Source organism: Brevibacterium sp. HMSC08F02 (genome assembly GCF_001807555.1).
Classification (GTDB): domain Bacteria; phylum Actinomycetota; class Actinomycetes; order Actinomycetales; family Brevibacteriaceae; genus Brevibacterium; species Brevibacterium ravenspurgense.
Window position 1 is genome coordinate 162,530 of record NZ_KV789351.1, and the last position, 16,257, is coordinate 178,786.

Sequence of the window (16,257 nt, forward strand, 5' to 3'; positions counted from 1 at the left end):
AGCAACAAATCCACGCCTTAGCAGTTGCGGCTAAGCCGAAGATCCCGGCTAAAGGGAGTCTCCCTGCAGCAAACGGGTGTTTTTGTGGCTAAAGCGTGGATTCGCTTCTAACGGGAGTTTTTGTGGCTAAGGCGCAGATTCCGTATAACGGGTGCGCCGAAGCACGATCCCACCCCGCCCTGCTGATTCAGCAACAAACAGAGGCGGTCGTCAGCGGGATTTTGGTGCCCAGTGGGGTGGGCGATCGGCCAACAGCCTGTCGTCATTCGACCCGCCAGCACTCTGACCCGACTCATTGCGCACAGTGCGCAAGTACGCAGCCTTCGCCGCGGCAATGCGAGCCTGACGTTTGGCCTCGTCAGCGGCGCTGCGAGTCACTGTGCTGCGCTTTGCCTCGCCACGAGGTTCCTCGCCGCGCTCCGCCGCGCCCGCGGCCAAATCCGCACGAGGTGCCGCACCACAAACGTTGTCGTCACCTGAGTGCGACTCGCCTGAAGAACCTTCAGTCACGACACACACTCAGGCCCGGTCAGCTGCATCCGCGCTGACCGACCCGGCATTCCCGCCGGACTCAGACTCTTTGCCAGCGTCATCGTCTTCACGCAGACCAGCGTCAATCAGATCAGCATCACGCAGCAGACCCGTGTCATACGCCGGCATCACCTGATCTTCAACTGCCGCTTCGGGCGAAGCGCTCAGCGACGCCGCCTGCTCGGTTGGGGTCTGCGGCTGAGCCGCAGCCGACTGTGCCTGCGCACCCGCAGCCTCACCCGGCTGCCCATCAGCACCAGCCGGACCGGCACCTCGACCGTCGGCGCCATCAGCCGAAGCCCCAGCCTCAGCCTCAGTCGCAACCTCAGCCGAAGATTCAGCCCTCCGCAGAGCTTCAGGGTCTTCTTCTGCAGCGATGTCAGTCCACGCCTGGTAGATCCGGTCGGTCTGGCCCTGCGGGTCAATAAACGCGTCTGTCGACCACACGCGCAGGAACGTCCAGCCGCGGCGAGCGAAGCTCAGCGGACGCAGGCGCTCACGCTCACGCAGCGACGGCGAGGTTGTGTAGTCCAGCCCGTCGGCTTCGACCGCCAGCACCATGCGCGAACCGGCCTGCGAAACAAGCGGCACCGCAAGATCCAGCCCACCGTAGTTGTCGACAGGCTCCAGACCCTTAGCGTGCAGACGCGCAGAAAGATCAGCCATCAACGGTGAGCGCCCCCGCTCATCCTGCGATTTCTCAATGAACGACGAACCCGACCGAGCCGCCTCAAACAGCACCGGCAGCAGCGCCGAACCGTGCCGCAGCCTGGACCGATCAAACTCGTCCGGGTGGAGGCACGAAACAACCGTCAACCGCTGCTTAGCCGGCGTGACCGCCGCAGCGAGCACCTTCTGCCCGCCCGGCTGCGCGAGCTCACCGAAGCTGTACAGCATCCGGCCGGCCAGAGTGCGACCCCAGCCGACGGTGAAGATCACCGCATCGCGCGACAGCGTCTGCGCACGGTAAGCATCCGTGATGACGAACGGCTCATCGCCCTCATCCGAGAAGAACGCCTTGAGCTCCGGATAGCGCGGCATCTGGCGGGCAACCGCAAGCGCAATCCTGCGCGCATGCCACGGGGTGAGCGCAATAACGCCCAGCGTCTGCTCGGGACTGGTGCGCGCATGCTCGAAAACAAGACGCACCACCTCGGCAACCTCAACATCGGGGCTTTCCACCTGGCCGGTAGCCGAATCCGGGCTGCCCTCTCCCCCGTCCACGTGAATGAACGCAAGACCCGTGGACGCACCCGCATCCGCAATCGGCAGGGACACGAGCTTGTCGTCGTAGATGACATCGTTGAGCAGACCCGCAATCTCCTGCGGAACCACCCTGTGATTCGTGTGCAGACGCAGCCTGGGCACCACCGGGGTGAGTGCTTCGAACACGCTCAGGCCAGCTGATTCGGGCTGTGTGCCGGTCCGCCGCTGTGCAGCCACGGAGAACTCCGTGGGCCCCAGCAGCTTGTCGTCACCCAGGGCCAGCGTGTGCTTGGCCAGCGCGATCGGCACGAGCGCTTCCGGCACCGACACCCGCGCGGCATCGCCGATGATCACGGTGTCGAACAGAGCCCGCTCCACCAGGGCCGGGTCCGTGCCGAACTCGCCGGAGAACTCGTCTTCGAAAGTCTCGCCATCCGGGCTGGCGCCGTCTGCCGGGTTGGTCGCTTCTTCTGCACCCTCAGCAGTTCCCGAGGTGCCATCACTCGAGGTGCCCTCGGCACCTGGTTCTTCTGCCTTGTTTTCCGCACCCGAGGTGCCGCCTGCCCGGTCACTTTCCGGCACCTGGGCAAGGGCCTCACCAAAGGTGTCGGGGACGCTCACCGGGCTCATCATCCACACCGGCGCCGAAGCCAGCAGCACGTGCGGGGCTCCGGCGGCCAGGCGGCTGAGGTTCAGCCCCTCGCCCAGCAGCTCTTTACGCAGCAGGGCCGCTTCTTCCGGGTAGTCCGCAATGGCTTGCTGCCAGGCTTCAGCACGCGCATAGTGCAGGCGCGATGCTCCAGCGGACACAAACGCCGCATCCGTGCGGCGGAAATCAGCGGCCAAGCGGTGCAGGGCGTCGCCGTCGTGTTCGCCGACCTGCGGGTCAGCCGCCGCCATCTGCTGCAGAACCGTCGCCCAGTAGGCCAGATCGAATTCACTGCCGACTTCCTCCGGGCGCACACGGCGACTGCGCAGGTCGTACAGCAGTTCGCGCATCCCCGCAGCTTCGAGGTCACGGCGCAGACCGGTGCGGCGCGGAAGGTCGTCCAGAGCGGCTCGGTCATCAGCCATGGCAGCAAGGCGCGCTTCGAGTTCCCCGATGTGCATCGCATCGAGGTCTCCCCCGTCCGGGGTGTCCGCCAGGATTGGGGCAAGAGAGTCAAGATCCGCGGCCACGCGGTCAAACAGATCCGATACTTCCGTCAGGTTCGACGGCAGGCTGGGAATGTTGGGCCGGCCGGTGATCCGCTCAGTCTGCTGCAGCTGATCCCGCAGCGTCTTAAGCCCTTCGTGCACGTCGACATCAGCCAGTCCGCTGCGCACAAGGGAACGCGCGTGGCGCTTGAGTTTGCCGCGCTCAAAAACACCCATATCAACGTTGTGATCGCGGCGGTATTCAACCGAACCGGTCGCGTCAATCAGCAGGTCGAGATCTTCGCGGTAGGCCTCCGGCATGAACGTGCGCATGCTGCTGTCAATCGAACGCAACAGCGCCAGGCTGTCGGCCCATTCGGCCATCGTCCAGCCGGCGGTCACACCGGATTCTTCCAGCGCGGTGCGCATCATCCGGGTGAGCTTCGGCAGAGCGTCAACACAGCGTTCAGCCGTCACACGCGCCTTTTCTGCCTGCGCGGCAGTGTCGAAGCGCGCGCCAAACCACACGGTGTCCTCAACACCGAGGGTGAATTCGCCCAGCTTCGCCAACTGGACCAGCTGGCTGCGCAGCTCGGAACGCTGCGCCTGCGACATGCGCATAACGCCAACCGGCAGACGCACCTCGGTGCGCGGGCTGTTCTCAGCAGAGGTCAGATCCGCCAGGTGCTCCATCGTCGAGTACACCGAAATGCCCCACGGACGGCGCGGTTCGTGCAGCGATTTGGCGTGCTTCGTCAGCTTTTTACGCTGCTTGCGCAGACGTGAAACAAGATCGTCGATGTCCGGTTTCGCAGCCTTTTCCGCCTGCGAAATCATGGCGATCAGCTGCTTCTTCACCGCCGCACGACTGCGACGCGCATCCACCACAAAGCCCGCCAGCCCGGCGGACGCGAAACGATCCCGGTAGTCATCCAGCGTGTCGGAGTCATTGGCCACAAACAGGCTGGGCCGACCGGCAAACGCCAAACTCGTTGCCGCGGCAACCGCCACCTGCGTGGCACCCGTGCCAGCGGGAGTATCAACCGCCGCGCTCGAGCGCTCCATGATCGCGTTGACAACCGCCTGCTGGTCGCCATCAACATCAAGCGCCAGGAACTCATCGCGCGGGTCGCGGTCTTCCAGGGGCCGAATGGCCAGCCGCCGTGCGGCACCGCGCTGGCTGTCCTCGGTTTCGCTGGGGCCGGTTTGGGTGGTGCCGGCTGGGCTTTGCTCAGCCGGGCCAGGCTTCACGGCCCCTTCCCCACCGGCAGCTTCAGCTGCGGAATCCGCGGAAGAGGTGAGCGGCGCCTCGTCAGCTTCCGAAGGTGAGGTTTCTGAACCGGGTGCCGAGCCATCGGCACCGCGCTGGCCGGCAATGCCGACATCCTGCGTCCCAGCTGACACGGAAGCGCTCAAAGAGGCGATCAGGGTGTCCGCGCTCGAGGCGGTATCGACGGTCCGCTTGCGGCCTTCCTCTTCATCAGTCGAACCGGCCTCATCAGGGGTGACACCGCCGCTGAGCAGCGGGACGGTGTCGTTCTTGGGGGAAACTTCGTCTGGGGTGTCTGCGGGCGGGATGCCAGAATCGGTGTTGTCGGATGCCTCGTCGCTTTCAGCCTTTTCGGCGTCGAGAACAGCCTGGGCCATGCGCGCAAGAATCGGGTGGTCCTGCGGAATGTCGGCGGAGCCAATAGCCGATGCCACATTCGCGAAGGTCGACACGAACAGGCTGTACTCTGCGGTCAGACCGGGATAGTCAACAGTGGCTTCGCGCACCCGCTCAAGCACCGGGCGGGCATCAAAGCGGCGGGGACCGCCCGTGGACTCGAGCCATTCGTCAACATCAACCTCAATGCCCAACTCAGAGCGCAAGAACGCAACAAAAGCGGGGTTGATTGAGATCGTGTCGTCAAGAGTCAGCTCAACGTCGTCCTCACGCCGGCCGACAGGGCGGATCTCAACCCGACGCAGAACCAGCGGTGCGTGCACCTGCTGGCCCGAACCGGACAAACGCTGGGTAAAGCGCACAGCGCCAATAGCGAGGTAAGCGGCAGAAAAGCTGCGTTCAATCCGCAGTTCACGGGCCTTTTCGGCAATTGAACGGGCACGGCGACCCGCATCCTGCCGCTGCTGTTCATCGCGGATGAGGCTGGTCAGGCGCGTGGGCCTGCCGGCCATGAGCTGCGCAATGCCGGACGGGTGGGCAGTCGAAAGATCAAGAGAGCCATCGCGGGACTCTCGGTACCGCAGCATGGTGTCACGCCCGCCGAGTTTTTCGGCACGCGCTGTCCATTCAGCGAAGACGTCGCTGATTCCCCTCTGCGTTTCTGCTTGATCTGCCACGCATCCACCCTAACCGCCTAAGCGCGCGAAACCCCCTAAGCCGCAAAGCGTGGCGGGCTCAGGGGGCGCGCAGCAGCGTCAAGCGCTGGTCGTGTCAGACGGTGCGGCGGTCAGGCGGCGCGGCGTTTGCGAACCGAATCGTAGATCGTGCGCACAATGATCACGATGATCAGCGCACATCCCACGTAGCCGACGGTTCCGTAGATCTTGTCGACCAGAACGCTGAATGGCAGGAAGCCACAGGCGATCAGCGCAATACAGATGACGACAGTGACAACAACGTTCCACTTGCGCGGAACAAAGCCCATCACCTGATTCTTCACAACCCAGTACAGCGGGGTCGCGGTCGAATAGATGCCCAACATGACAACAACGGCGAAGGCCACGCCAACAGCCGGGTGGATCGTCTGCCCCAGAGCCAGGGTCGGAACTTCCTTGTCGAGCGCCAGCGTGAGGTTGGTCAGGATGGCCAGGGTGATCATGAGAACACCAATGCCCAGACCCAGGCCGCCGAGAGCGCCGGCAATCCCCGCCTCGCGCGTGCTCGTAGCCTCCTTGCCCAGCTGCGAGAAGAACACCATGCCCAACAGAATGTTGAAGCTGACGTACAGAACCGCAGACCACGCGAAGTGGCCCGTGATCTGCGCGCTCTGTGCCGCCTCGGGAAGGCTGCCGAAAATCGGCTGATTGCCCAGCTCGCCGAAGTCGCGCACAAAGATGATCGTTCCGACAACCACCGTGAATGCAATGATGACCGGGCCAATGGTGCCGATGATGTCCACCAGACGCTCCAGGCCGGCCAGAACGGTGGCCAAGCCCAGCAGGCCCATGCCGACAATACCGATCCAGTTGGGCAGACCGGTCAGCTCGTTGAGCACCGCACCCGCACCGGAGACCATGATGACGGCAACAGAGAACGAGTACAGAACGGCAAACCACTCAAGCACCGTGCCGAGGAAACGGCCCACGTAGTAAGTGAACACCTCGGAAGACAGTTCCAGCTGCAGTTCGTGGCCCTTGCGCATAATGAGCGCACCGACGGTCATGAACAGCAGAGTCGAAATGACACCGCCCAACATGCCCACAATCCCGAAGGACGCGAAGAACTGCAGGGTCTCCTGACCCGTCGCGAAACCAGAGCCGATGAGGTACGCGATCGACGCACCCGCATAACGGCCGACGTTCGTCCAGCGGACCTTTTTCGAATCCGCTTTGACGGTCGTTGCATTGGCCTTATCACCGCTGCCGCCGGCAGCAGAATGGGAATCGGCTGCAGACTCAGCCATGGGCATCTCCTTGTGTACGTCTTGGAATCACATTGCGGGCGCAGCGTTCAGCGCCAAAAGTCCGACCACACAGGTTAACCGACTGTCGCATTCATCACTCTCAGCATCCGGAATCGGCACTCAGGGATCTCAGCTTCCGGCCCCCAGGAGAAGGTCGGCGCCCGCAGGAGCGGCACCTCGTACACTCCACCGAGCACTCCCCCTGCCCGCAGGAGCGGCACCTCGTACCTTGCGCTCCCCGTCATCACCGGGAGGTCCCCTGCCCGCGGGAGCGACACCTCGTACACCCCAGCAACAGAAAAACACCCCTTAGCAACAAAAACACCCGTTAGCCGTAAGCAGACTCCCCTTAGCCGGGATCTGCGGCTTAGCAACAACTGCTAAAGCGCAGATTCGTTGCTACCCGGTGGTAGCCGCCTGGAGGGTGCGAGCGCGGAAACCCCACCACCCCACCCACGAGGTGGAGGTTCCCTGCCCGCAGGAGCGGCACCTCGCACTGAGCCCGAGGTGGAGGTTCCCTGGCCACGGGAGCGGCACCTCGTACCGGGGTCAGGTGAGGGTGGGGACACCGCGGTGTCATTCGCACCTGCGATGTCCGCTAAACTGTTCCGCGTTGCCCCCGTAGCTCAGGGGATAGAGCACCGCTCTCCTAAAGCGGGTGTCGCAGGTTCGAATCCTGCCGGGGGCGCCGCGGAGCGAACTCTGCTCTGGTGGTCAAAAACTCGAGGAATCCATGCCGGATTCCTCGAGTTTTTGCACGTGAGAGCAGAAGGGCGAGCGGTCAGCTTTCCTTTTCCACGTACGGGTGTTCTGGCGTCGAGCACAGCTGACCGTGGTAGCCGCGGCAGAAGTACTCCTTGCCCGCTTCGAGCTTCATGTCCTTGAACATGTAGCCCACCGGCACCAGGTAGAAGCCCTTGTCCTGCAGGCCGGAGAAGATTCTGGGCGAAGCATCGACCGACGTCGGGTGAATGGCGTGCAGCAGCACAATCGAGCCCGGCTTGGTGTTCGACAGAGCCACCTGTGTTACGTAGTCGGGGTCGCGGTGCTGCCAGTCGAGGGTGTCGACATCCCACATGATGAGTGCCTTGCCGTGGTCGGTCTTCACACCACCGGCCTTCTTGGCCTTGCCACCGGCCGTCGGCTGTTCAGAACTGTTCTGGTCCGAACTGTCGCCCGACGGATTTCCAGCCGGCGATTCATTGCTCGTGGGCGCGCCGCTGCGTTCAGCCTGCCCCGTCGGTTCGGCGGTTGTCTTCGCACCAGCTGATTCGCCGAGTGTTCCGTCACCCTGCGTCACTGTGTCCAAGCTCTTGTTCGAAGCGCCGTAGGGCGGACGCAGCATGGTCGGGTACTCACCAATCGCGTCGTACACAGCCTTGTCGGTCTTGTCGATCTCCGACTTCTGCTTGTCAGCCGACAGCTTGCTCAGAACAGGGTGCGTGAACGAATGGTTTTCCATTTCGTGGCCGGCTTCGTACAGCAGACGCGTATTCTCCGGCAGATTCTCCACATTGCGCCCAATTTCGAAGAAGGTGGCACGCACCTTCGCTTCGTCAAGCGCATCGCCCAGGCGTTTGGTCAGCGCTTCGTCAGCCGGGCCATCGTCATAGGTGATAGCCGCACACGGCAGAAGTGCGCACGTGAAGTCAGGCAGGTACGGGTTTTCCTTCGCCTCGATGGTCAGGCCCTTGCCCAGCACCCCGGCGAGGTTCTTCCCGGATTCACTGAGCTTGTCGTCACCGGCTTTCTCACCGCCGACGGAGATCTTGTCGCCTGCAACAGCAATCTCGCCCTCGACACCTTCAGCCTTGATCGAATCAATCGGCTCAGTGGCGTTGTTCTTGGTATCCGTCAGAAACTGCTGACTGGTGGTGGTGCCGCCCGCACGCACATCCAGCTGGGTAACGAGGAAATCGCCACCAGCACCGACGATGTGGGACTCCACGCTTGCTGCCGAACCACCACTGCCATCACTACTGTCCGCAGCACTGGTCGGCTGTGAAGCAGCCTCTCCCCCGGCTTCACTGGACTCACTGCCAGCAGTGCTGTCCGCGCCGCCCGCGCCGCCAGCACTGCCCGCATCAGAGGCTTCCGCGCTTTCACCCTCAGCCGACAGACCGTCGAGCGCAAGGTATTCGGCTTCGTCCCAGCGCTTCTCCGGTGCAGTGACCTCCGGCTGGAAGGCCTTGCGACCCTTGAACGCGCCAGCTTCCTCCAGCGCTTTCAGAGCAGCTTCTTCCAGTGCCTCGTTCAGCGATTCCTGGCCCGGAATGCCGAACAGATTGACCGAAGCCTCCTGCGTCTGCACCGCGTAGCTGCGCAGGAGCCCCGGAAGTTCGTCCTTCACACGTTCGGCGGGGATCGTCACATCGTCCTGCGAAACTTGGGCTCCCGGCTTGTCACCGCCTTTGATGGCGCAGCCGGTGAAGATAAGCGAGGCCGCAAGAATGCAGCCAACAGAAGAAAAGCGCACAGCAAGTCCTACTGAAAATGGAGTATTGGGGACAGGAGTAACTGTACTCCTCGAAACTGAGACAGCCGACGGGGCTTCTGCCAGTCGGCTGTCCTTTTGCGCTCGCATCGCTCAGCTGAAAGCGCTCAGCTGAGCGATGCGACGACGTCAGTCGCGCTTCACGCTGACCACCATGGTCGGGCAGTGCGAGTACGGCAGCACCGACTGTGAGGTCGAACCCAACAGCAGACCGGCAAAACCACCGCGGCCGCGTGTGCCGACCACCAGGATGTCCGCCGTGTCAGACGCACGGACCAGAGCTTCTGAGGGCTGGCCGTCCAGCAGCATCCAACCGACCTCAAGATTCGGGTGCTTTTCGCGTACAGACTTGCACGCGGCTTCGAGCTTGTCGGTTCCGCGCTCAACGAACTTCTTGAGCTCTTCCGTGCTGGGCAGCCATTCCGGACCGACGATCGAGGTGGTGATGACCCCCATGACGGTCAGCGGAGTGCCGCGTTCCTCGGCAAGTTCGGCAGCCTTCCACAGCGCGGGCGATTCCTTGCCCATGGCGTCGACACCCACAACCACGCGGCCTTCAAAGTTCGGCCCTTCGATCGTTTCGGATTCTTCGTCGAACTGGAAGTGCGTACCAGCAGAGTCAGCCAACGGGAATGACGACGTCTGCTTGGGCGCACGCACCTGATCTTTCGACCAGCCGACGGGCACCACGATCGTCGGGCAGTGCGAGTGAGCCGGCAGTGCGGAGGACACCGTACCCAGCAGGCGGCCGGCAAAACCACCGCGGCCACGCGAACCGACAACAGCCAGCGACGCCTGCGCGGATTCGTCCACCAGAACACCCGCCGCGTCGCCGATCTCGATGACTGCTTCGACCGAAACACCGGCGCTCTTGACCTTTTCGGCCGCGGACTTCAAAGATTCGGTGACTGCTGCACGCACGGCGGAATCGTCAATCGGCACATACGAAACGTCGATTGTCGCCGCGGCGACCGACGGGATTGTGTACGCGCCGACCAGTCGGATGGAACGGCCGGTGGCTTTCGCTTCGCTGACCGCGAAGTCGAGGGCATTGAGGCTCGCGTCGGAACCGTCGATGCCGACAACGATGGCCTGGGCGTCTGCGACGTCCGGAAGATTGTTCTCAGGTGACACTGCAGGTCCTCTTACATCGGTTGGCTCAGGCATGCGCCTGCTGATACTGCAATTCTATCGGCCAGCCCCGCAGAGTGTGCAGTGGCTCACTATGCGACCGAAGTCAGCTCACCATGTTCTGTCAGGTTGAGGAACGGCTGCCAGGCCGGTGCGGGACGCTCAAGATCACGCAGCCAGCAGCTGCCATAGTCCGGCGGTCTGGGCGTCACCTGCAGCTGCCACCCCATTTCCTGCGGTGTTCTGTCAGCCTTGCGGTTATTGCAGTCGCGACAGCAGGCAACCAGGTTCTCCCACGTGTTCTGGCCACCGCGTGACCGCGGAAGGATGTGGTCGATGGTTCCCGCGGGCTTCCCGCAGTATCCGCATCTGTTGTGATCGCGCCGCAGCACAGCTTTGCGTGACGGCTGCGTCACCCTGCCCACTGGCGGGCGAATGTAGCGAGTCAGAAGGATAACGGCCGGCTGTTCAATATCGAGGTGTTCGCTGCGAACGCGAGCTCCGGAAGCTGCCAGGACCGTGGCGCGGCCCGCCAGAACCAGAACAACCGCTCGCTTAAAGGACACTACCGACATCGGCTCGTATCCGGCGTTCAGAACGAGGGTCTTCATCAGTTCCACCTAGGTTCAGGTCGTACTCGGCCAGCACGACGTGACGAAAACCACGCTACACACAACAGCGCCGGCGTCAACGACATCGACGTGAACTGCAGGTGTCGAAAGACCACACAGACAGCAAAAACCCCGAGCTCTCAGGCTCGGGGTCTGTGCTGAAAACTCAGATTCTGGAAGATCAGAGAACGCGAATGAACTGCGCGCCCTGCTTGGTCATCCAGTCGATCGAACGGTAGCTGGTCTTGACGCGGGGGTTGCCGGCGTCGTACATCATGCCGTTGCCGGCGTAGATGCCCACGTGGCCGGGCGACCAGATGATGTCGCCGGGCTTGGCAGCCGAACGCGACACGGTCTTGCCAGCACCCCTCTGCGCAGTCGAGGTGCGCGGCAGCTTGACGCCGACCTTCCCGTAGACGTAGCTGGTGAAGCCGGAGCAGTCCCAGCCGGAAGGCGAGCTGCCACCGGAAACATACGGAGTGCCCACGTACTGCTTGGCAATAGCGAGGACCTGCTGAGCCTTGGGGCCGTCAGGCACCGAAACGTTCTTCGATGCGCCGCTGGACTTCTTCGCACCCTTCGAGGAGGAGCTGCTGCGCGACTCCGATGCCGAGGTGCCGGTCGAGTTCGAAGACGAGTTGCCGTTCGAGGTGGAGGTCGAGTTCTGCTGAGCTGCGCCGTCAGCCGCGCCGTCACCAGCGGCGGGAGCTTCAACCGGAGCTTCCGGAGCCTTGGTCGCGGTCACGGGAGATGCGACAGCAGCACCGGCAACAGGAGCCTTTGAATCAACGGCATCAACCGTGAAGCCTGCCTGCGAGGTGGTTTCCTGGGCGTCGCCCTCCGAAGCCTGCGCAGTTGCTTCGGCGTTGGCTTCACCATCGCCGAATTCGGTCGGGGCAACAGCCGCAATGACCAGACCACCCGCAGCCGCGGCAACAGCCGCGCGCTTGCCAAGAGCACCCGAGTTGGCGCTCAGAGCTTCTGTAATTTCAGTCAGAGGCGTCTTGACCTTGGTGTCGGCGGCGCGACGTCCTCGCTTCTTTACAGTCACGTGTTCTCCAAATCTTGTTCGCTGAGCCCTGACGGGCTTTCGCTGGCACTCGTCAGACAATAACGGACTTGCAACAGAAAATCACATTAAGATCACGGAAAGTGAAAAATTCTCAGGATTTCCGCCAGAATTCTCAGGTTTCGGCGGCATTTTGGTCACGGCCAGACGCGCTTGTGTTGAGAAAGCGTCACAGAACGCGGATGTAGACGGCGTCGCTCATCCACGAAGCCGAGGTGTACACCGTGCCCTTGCGCTTGTTGCGAGCATCGATCATCTTGCCATCGCCGGCGTAGATGCCGACGTGACCGGGGTGCCACATAATGTCGCCGGGCTGCGCCTGCGAGCGCGGCACAACCTTGCCCGCACCCTTCTGCGCGCCCGAGCTGCGCGGCAGGTTCACGCCGACCTTGCCGTAGACGTAGCGGGTGAAGCCGGAGCAGTCCCAACCGGAAGGCGTGTTTCCGCCCCACACATAGGGGGTGCCCACGTAGCTCTTGGCGATCGAGACGACCTTCTGAGCCTTCGAACCCGAGGGAACCTCGACACCGCCCGAAGACTCAGCGCCCGCGGCAGCGGCCTGAGAACCAGAGCCGGACTCGCCGCCAGCACCATTGGATGCCGAAGCAGCACCATTGGACGCCGGAGCAGGTTCGGGAGCCTTCGAGGCGGCAACGGCCGATACTTCTGCTGCACCTGCGAGCGGACCGTCGGCCTTGCCTTCGACAACAACCTTGCCCTGCGCCTTGAAGTCGTCTTCAGCGGGGGCTGCGGAAACAGCTTCTGCTTCGGCTTCATTACCAGCTTCCGAAACCGTGGGAACGGCAACGCTCAGAGCCAGTCCGGCACCGGCAGCCGCAACAGCGGCGCGCTTGCCGAGGACATTGGAGTCAGAGCGGAGGAGGTCCGTCAGATCAGACAGTGGGGTCCTGACCTTGGTGTCAGCCGCCCTGCGTCCGCGCTTCTTCTGAGCCACGTGGTTCTCCCTGAACGTCGAAATCCTGCGAAGTACAGAACGGAACGTTACACAACCGAGACCTAAAAGTCACATTTAAATAACGTCCAGGAAGCTGAGAGTCTGCGCAGAGCAGCGTTTATGCAGGTCAGAGACCTTTATAAAATGGTGTAATTCCTGTTACACAACGATAACGAGGACGTTTTCAGCCATCTCGGAAGGCAGATCCAGCACCTCGTCATTCCCGGAAACAGCGAAAGTCACGTAGTCCCCAGCCGCCGAGACCTCCACCTCGGCCCCCGGAACAACCCCAGTGCGCTCGCACTGGGCCAGCAGATCCTCATCCACCTGCAAAGGCTCAGCAAAGCACACAATCCGCACCCTCTTAGCACCCGCGCGCAGCGAAAGCTCAGAAGCCGGAAGCGCGGCATCATCAGCCTCAACATCCGCACCGGGAATCGGGTTGCCGTACGGACTCGTGGTGGCATCCGGCAGGATCGCAACGAGCTTCTCCGTGACCTCGTCACTCATCACGTGCTCCCAACGGCACGCCTCATTGTGCACCTTGGGCCACTCCAAGCCGATGACGTCAGACAGCAGGCGCTCAGCCAGGCGGTGCTTGCGCATAACGCTCGTCGCGAGCTCACGGCCCTCTGCCGTCAGTTCCAGACGACGATCACTGCCGACAATCAGAAGGCCATCGCGCTCCAAGCGCGCAACGGTCTGTGACACAGTCGGGCCAGAATGGCCCAAACGCTCCGCAATGCGAGCACGCAGGGGCACGACCTTCTGCTCTTCAAGCTCCGTAACGGCCTTGAGATACATCTCCGTAGTGTCGATCAGATCCTGCATGCTTCTCCGTTCACCATCGAGTCCGAAGGCTGACTATACAAATATACGCACAGGCGTATACGTGGGGAGGCTCAGCTTGTTGCGGCTGCGAGCGGGCCGGCGCTCGGTGGGCCTGTGCTTGGCAGGCCGACACCCAGCACTCCCCCAGCGGCCTACGGCTCCAGGCGGGCACTCACGGCTCCAGGCGGGCGCTCACGGCTCCAGGCGGGCGACCGACCACTGGGACGCGTCCGCCAAATCTGCCGGACCGCCAGAACGGCTGGTGAAAACGCACCGGTCGTGCATCCGGTTCTCCATGCCCTGCCAGAACTCGACTTCGAAGGGACGAAGCAGATACCCGCCCCACGTCTCAGGCCGCTCGACCGGGCGGCCGGCAAGCTCCGCCTCGACATCCCGATAGCGCTTCTCAAGAACAGACCTGCTGCGCACCGGCTGGGACTGGTGGGAAGCGACCGCCCCAATCTGCGAACCGCGCGGACGCTGTGCGAAATAGGCATCCGATTCTTCCGGCGAGACCTTCTCGACAACAGCCCGCACCCGCACCTGGCGGCTGAGTTCGTGCCACGGGAACACGAGCGAGGCACGCGGTGACTGCGCAAGCTGCGCGCCCTTGGGGGACGTGTAGTGGGTGTAGAAAACGAAGCCGCGCTCATCAAAGCTCTTCAACAGCACCAGGCGGGCGGTTGGACCCGTGTCATCCGCAGTCGCGACAACCATCGCGTTGGGTTCGCGCAGGTGGTCATGGGCATAGTCGTACCACGCGGCGAACTGTTCAAACGGCGTCTTCTCAAGATGGTCAAGATCGTCAGCACCGTATTCAATGCGCTGCTGTGCGAGTTCGGCCAGGGAATCCGGGATGTCGATCATGTTCCCAGACTACCCGCGAGCGCCAAGCGCGCACGGGGCCTGTCCGACCAGCGAGCCGGGCCTGACTACGATGAAAGCGTGATCACGATTCCAGAAGAGCTGCTGCCCGCCGACGGCCGTTTCGGCGCTGGCCCCGCTCGCATTCGCCCCGAACAGATGACCGCCCTGGCAGACGCTGCCACAACCGTTATGGGCACCTCGCACCGTCAGGCGCCCGTGAAGAACATCGTCGGACGCATCCGCGCCGGACTGACCGAACTGTACAACCTCCCCGAGGGGTACGAGGTGGTGCTCGGCAACGGCGGTTCCACCGCCTTCTGGGACGCCGCATCTTTCGGACTGGTGCGCAGGAAGGCCGCGCACGGTTCGTTCGGCGAATTCGGAAGCAAGTTCGCCAAGGCCACCGACACGACTCCGTTCCTCGACGACTCCGCTGTTTTCGAAGCACAGCCGGGTTCGGTTGCTGTACCCACCGCGGTTGACGGCGCTGACGTCTACGCGTGGCCGCACAACGAAACCTCGACCGGCGCGGCCGCACCCGTGCGGAGGCCCGAAGGCATCGCCGATGACGCTTTGGTTGTCATTGACGCGACTTCGGCTGCCGGCGGACTCGACGTCGACATTGCCGAAACCGATGTCTACTACTTTGCGCCGCAGAAGAACATGGGCTCCGACGGCGGTCTGTGGATTGCCATTATGAGCCCGCGTGCAATTGAACGCGCCCGGTCGCTGAAGAGCTTCGGCCGTTGGATCCCCGCATCGATGGATCTGGTTACGGCCATTGACAATTCGGCGAAGAACCAGACGTACAACACCCCTGCCGTGGCCACGCTCATCATGCTGGCCGAGCAGATCGACTGGATCAACGGCAACGGCGGACTCAAGTGGGCTGCCGAACGCACCGCAACATCGGCAGGTTTGGTCTACGACTGGGCTGAAAAGAGCGATGTTGCGCGCCCGTTCGTGGAAAACCCGGACGACCGTTCCAACGTCGTGTGCACCATCGACTTCGACGAATCCGTCGACGCCGCAGAGATCGCGAAGACGCTGCGTGCCAACGGCGTTGTCGACGTTGAGCCCTACCGCAAGCTGGGCCGCAACCAGCTGCGCATTGCCACCTTCGTTTCGGTTCCGCCGGAAGACATCAAGGCACTGCTCGACTGCATCGACTTCACACTCAGCGCTCTGCGCGGCTGACGCTGCAAACACAGAAATGGCGAGGCTCCGATAGTGGGGCCTCGCCATTTTTGTCTGCTCAAGCGGTGGCCCGCGCTGTGCTCGGCACCTGCTCGCACACCCGTTAGCAACAAAAACACCCGTTAGCCGCAAACAGACACCCCTTAGCCGGAATCTGCGGCTTAGCAACCACTGCTAAAGCGTGGATCTGTTGCTAACCGGTGTCCCCCTGAAAAGTACGAGGTGCCAAGAGAGTTGGGCACGCACCACCGGCCGGGTTGGGCCCCACCCGCCACCGGCACTCACGGGACGAGGCGCCGGCCTGCCCACACCCGTTAGCAACAAAAACACCCGTTAGCCGCAAACAGACACCCCTTAGCCGGAATCTGCGGCTTAGCAACCACTGCTAAAGCGTGGATCTGTTGCTAACCGGTGTCCCCTGAAAAATACGAGGCACCGGAAGGGTCGGGAGGGTCAGGAGGGCTCACTCACCGGACGAGGTGCCGGGAAAGTTGGGCACGCACCACCGGCCGGGTTAGGCCCCACCCGCCACCGGCACTCACGGAACGAGGCACCGGCCTGCTCACACACCCGTTAGCAACAAAAACACCCGTTAGCCG

General features: G+C 62.9%; 11 protein-coding genes and 1 tRNA gene. 2 read left to right on the top strand and 10 right to left on the bottom strand.

All coding sequences use genetic code 11. The features are described from left to right. Positions 1-210: 210 nt before the first annotated feature. From HMPREF3172_RS10390 to HMPREF3172_RS04615, 3 genes are all read right to left on the bottom strand, one after another. A complete protein-coding gene (locus tag HMPREF3172_RS10390) occupies positions 211-510 on the bottom strand; it encodes a hypothetical protein (RefSeq protein ID WP_141741575.1) in 300 nt (99 codons plus the stop codon). Between the two features lie 9 nt (positions 511-519). Then, positions 520-5,217, bottom strand: a complete 4,698-nt coding sequence (locus HMPREF3172_RS04610) for a DUF4011 domain-containing protein (protein ID WP_070515786.1) — start codon at positions 5,215-5,217, stop codon at positions 520-522. Between the two features lie 110 nt (positions 5,218-5,327). After that, positions 5,328-6,503 (bottom strand): YkvI family membrane protein, encoded by a 1,176-nt coding sequence (locus tag HMPREF3172_RS04615; protein ID WP_083281408.1) that lies wholly within the window; start codon positions 6,501-6,503, stop codon positions 5,328-5,330. Positions 6,504-7,118: 615 nt separating this feature from the next. Between HMPREF3172_RS04615 and HMPREF3172_RS04625 the strand changes: the two genes are divergently transcribed. Next, positions 7,119-7,191, top strand: a tRNA-Arg gene (locus HMPREF3172_RS04625). Positions 7,192-7,284: 93 nt separating this feature from the next. Here HMPREF3172_RS04625 and HMPREF3172_RS04630 read toward each other — a convergent pair. The 7 genes from HMPREF3172_RS04630 to pdxH all read right to left on the bottom strand — a co-directional run bounded on the left by HMPREF3172_RS04630 (position 7,285) and on the right by pdxH (position 14,461). After that, positions 7,285-8,979: a polysaccharide deacetylase family protein gene (locus HMPREF3172_RS04630; protein WP_070515790.1), complete on the bottom strand. Its 1,695-nt coding sequence runs from the start codon at positions 8,977-8,979 to the stop codon at positions 7,285-7,287. A gap of 147 nt (positions 8,980-9,126) precedes the next feature. Next, positions 9,127-10,131: a universal stress protein gene (locus HMPREF3172_RS04635; protein ID WP_070515792.1), complete on the bottom strand. Its 1,005-nt coding sequence runs from the start codon at positions 10,129-10,131 to the stop codon at positions 9,127-9,129. An 89-nt stretch (positions 10,132-10,220) separates the two neighbouring features. Next, entirely contained in the window at positions 10,221-10,739 is a 519-nt protein-coding gene (locus HMPREF3172_RS04640) for an HNH endonuclease (RefSeq protein WP_070515833.1), read from the bottom strand. A gap of 181 nt (positions 10,740-10,920) precedes the next feature. Continuing rightward, complete coding sequence (locus tag HMPREF3172_RS04645; RefSeq protein WP_070515794.1) at positions 10,921-11,790, bottom strand: C40 family peptidase; 870 nt, start codon at positions 11,788-11,790, stop codon at positions 10,921-10,923. A gap of 187 nt (positions 11,791-11,977) precedes the next feature. After that, on the bottom strand, positions 11,978-12,763 hold the full coding sequence (locus tag HMPREF3172_RS04650; RefSeq protein WP_070515795.1) for a C40 family peptidase: 786 nt from the start codon (positions 12,761-12,763) through the stop codon (positions 11,978-11,980). 159 nt (positions 12,764-12,922) lie between these two features. Continuing rightward, complete coding sequence (locus HMPREF3172_RS04655) at positions 12,923-13,594, bottom strand: metal-dependent transcriptional regulator (protein WP_070515797.1); 672 nt, start codon at positions 13,592-13,594, stop codon at positions 12,923-12,925. Positions 13,595-13,786: 192 nt separating this feature from the next. Further along, positions 13,787-14,461: a pyridoxamine 5'-phosphate oxidase gene (gene pdxH, locus HMPREF3172_RS04660; protein WP_083281414.1), complete on the bottom strand. Its 675-nt coding sequence runs from the start codon at positions 14,459-14,461 to the stop codon at positions 13,787-13,789. Positions 14,462-14,539: 78 nt separating this feature from the next. On the opposite strand from pdxH, the gene serC reads away from it, so the two are divergent. Next, a complete protein-coding gene (serC, locus tag HMPREF3172_RS04665) occupies positions 14,540-15,658 on the top strand; it encodes a phosphoserine transaminase (protein ID WP_019175738.1) in 1,119 nt (372 codons plus the stop codon). The last annotated feature ends 599 nt before the right edge of the window (positions 15,659-16,257 follow it).

Coding starts and splice junctions, on each gene's coding strand:
- HMPREF3172_RS04615 (WP_083281408.1), bottom strand. CDS start 6,503: ATGGCTGAGTCTGCAGCCGATTCCCATTCTGCTGCCGGCGGCAGCGGT.
- HMPREF3172_RS04640 (WP_070515833.1), bottom strand. CDS start 10,739: ATGAAGACCCTCGTTCTGAACGCCGGATACGAGCCGATGTCGGTAGTG.
- HMPREF3172_RS04655 (WP_070515797.1), bottom strand. CDS start 13,594: ATGCAGGATCTGATCGACACTACGGAGATGTATCTCAAGGCCGTTACG.
- pdxH (WP_083281414.1), bottom strand. CDS start 14,461: ATGATCGACATCCCGGATTCCCTGGCCGAACTCGCACAGCAGCGCATT.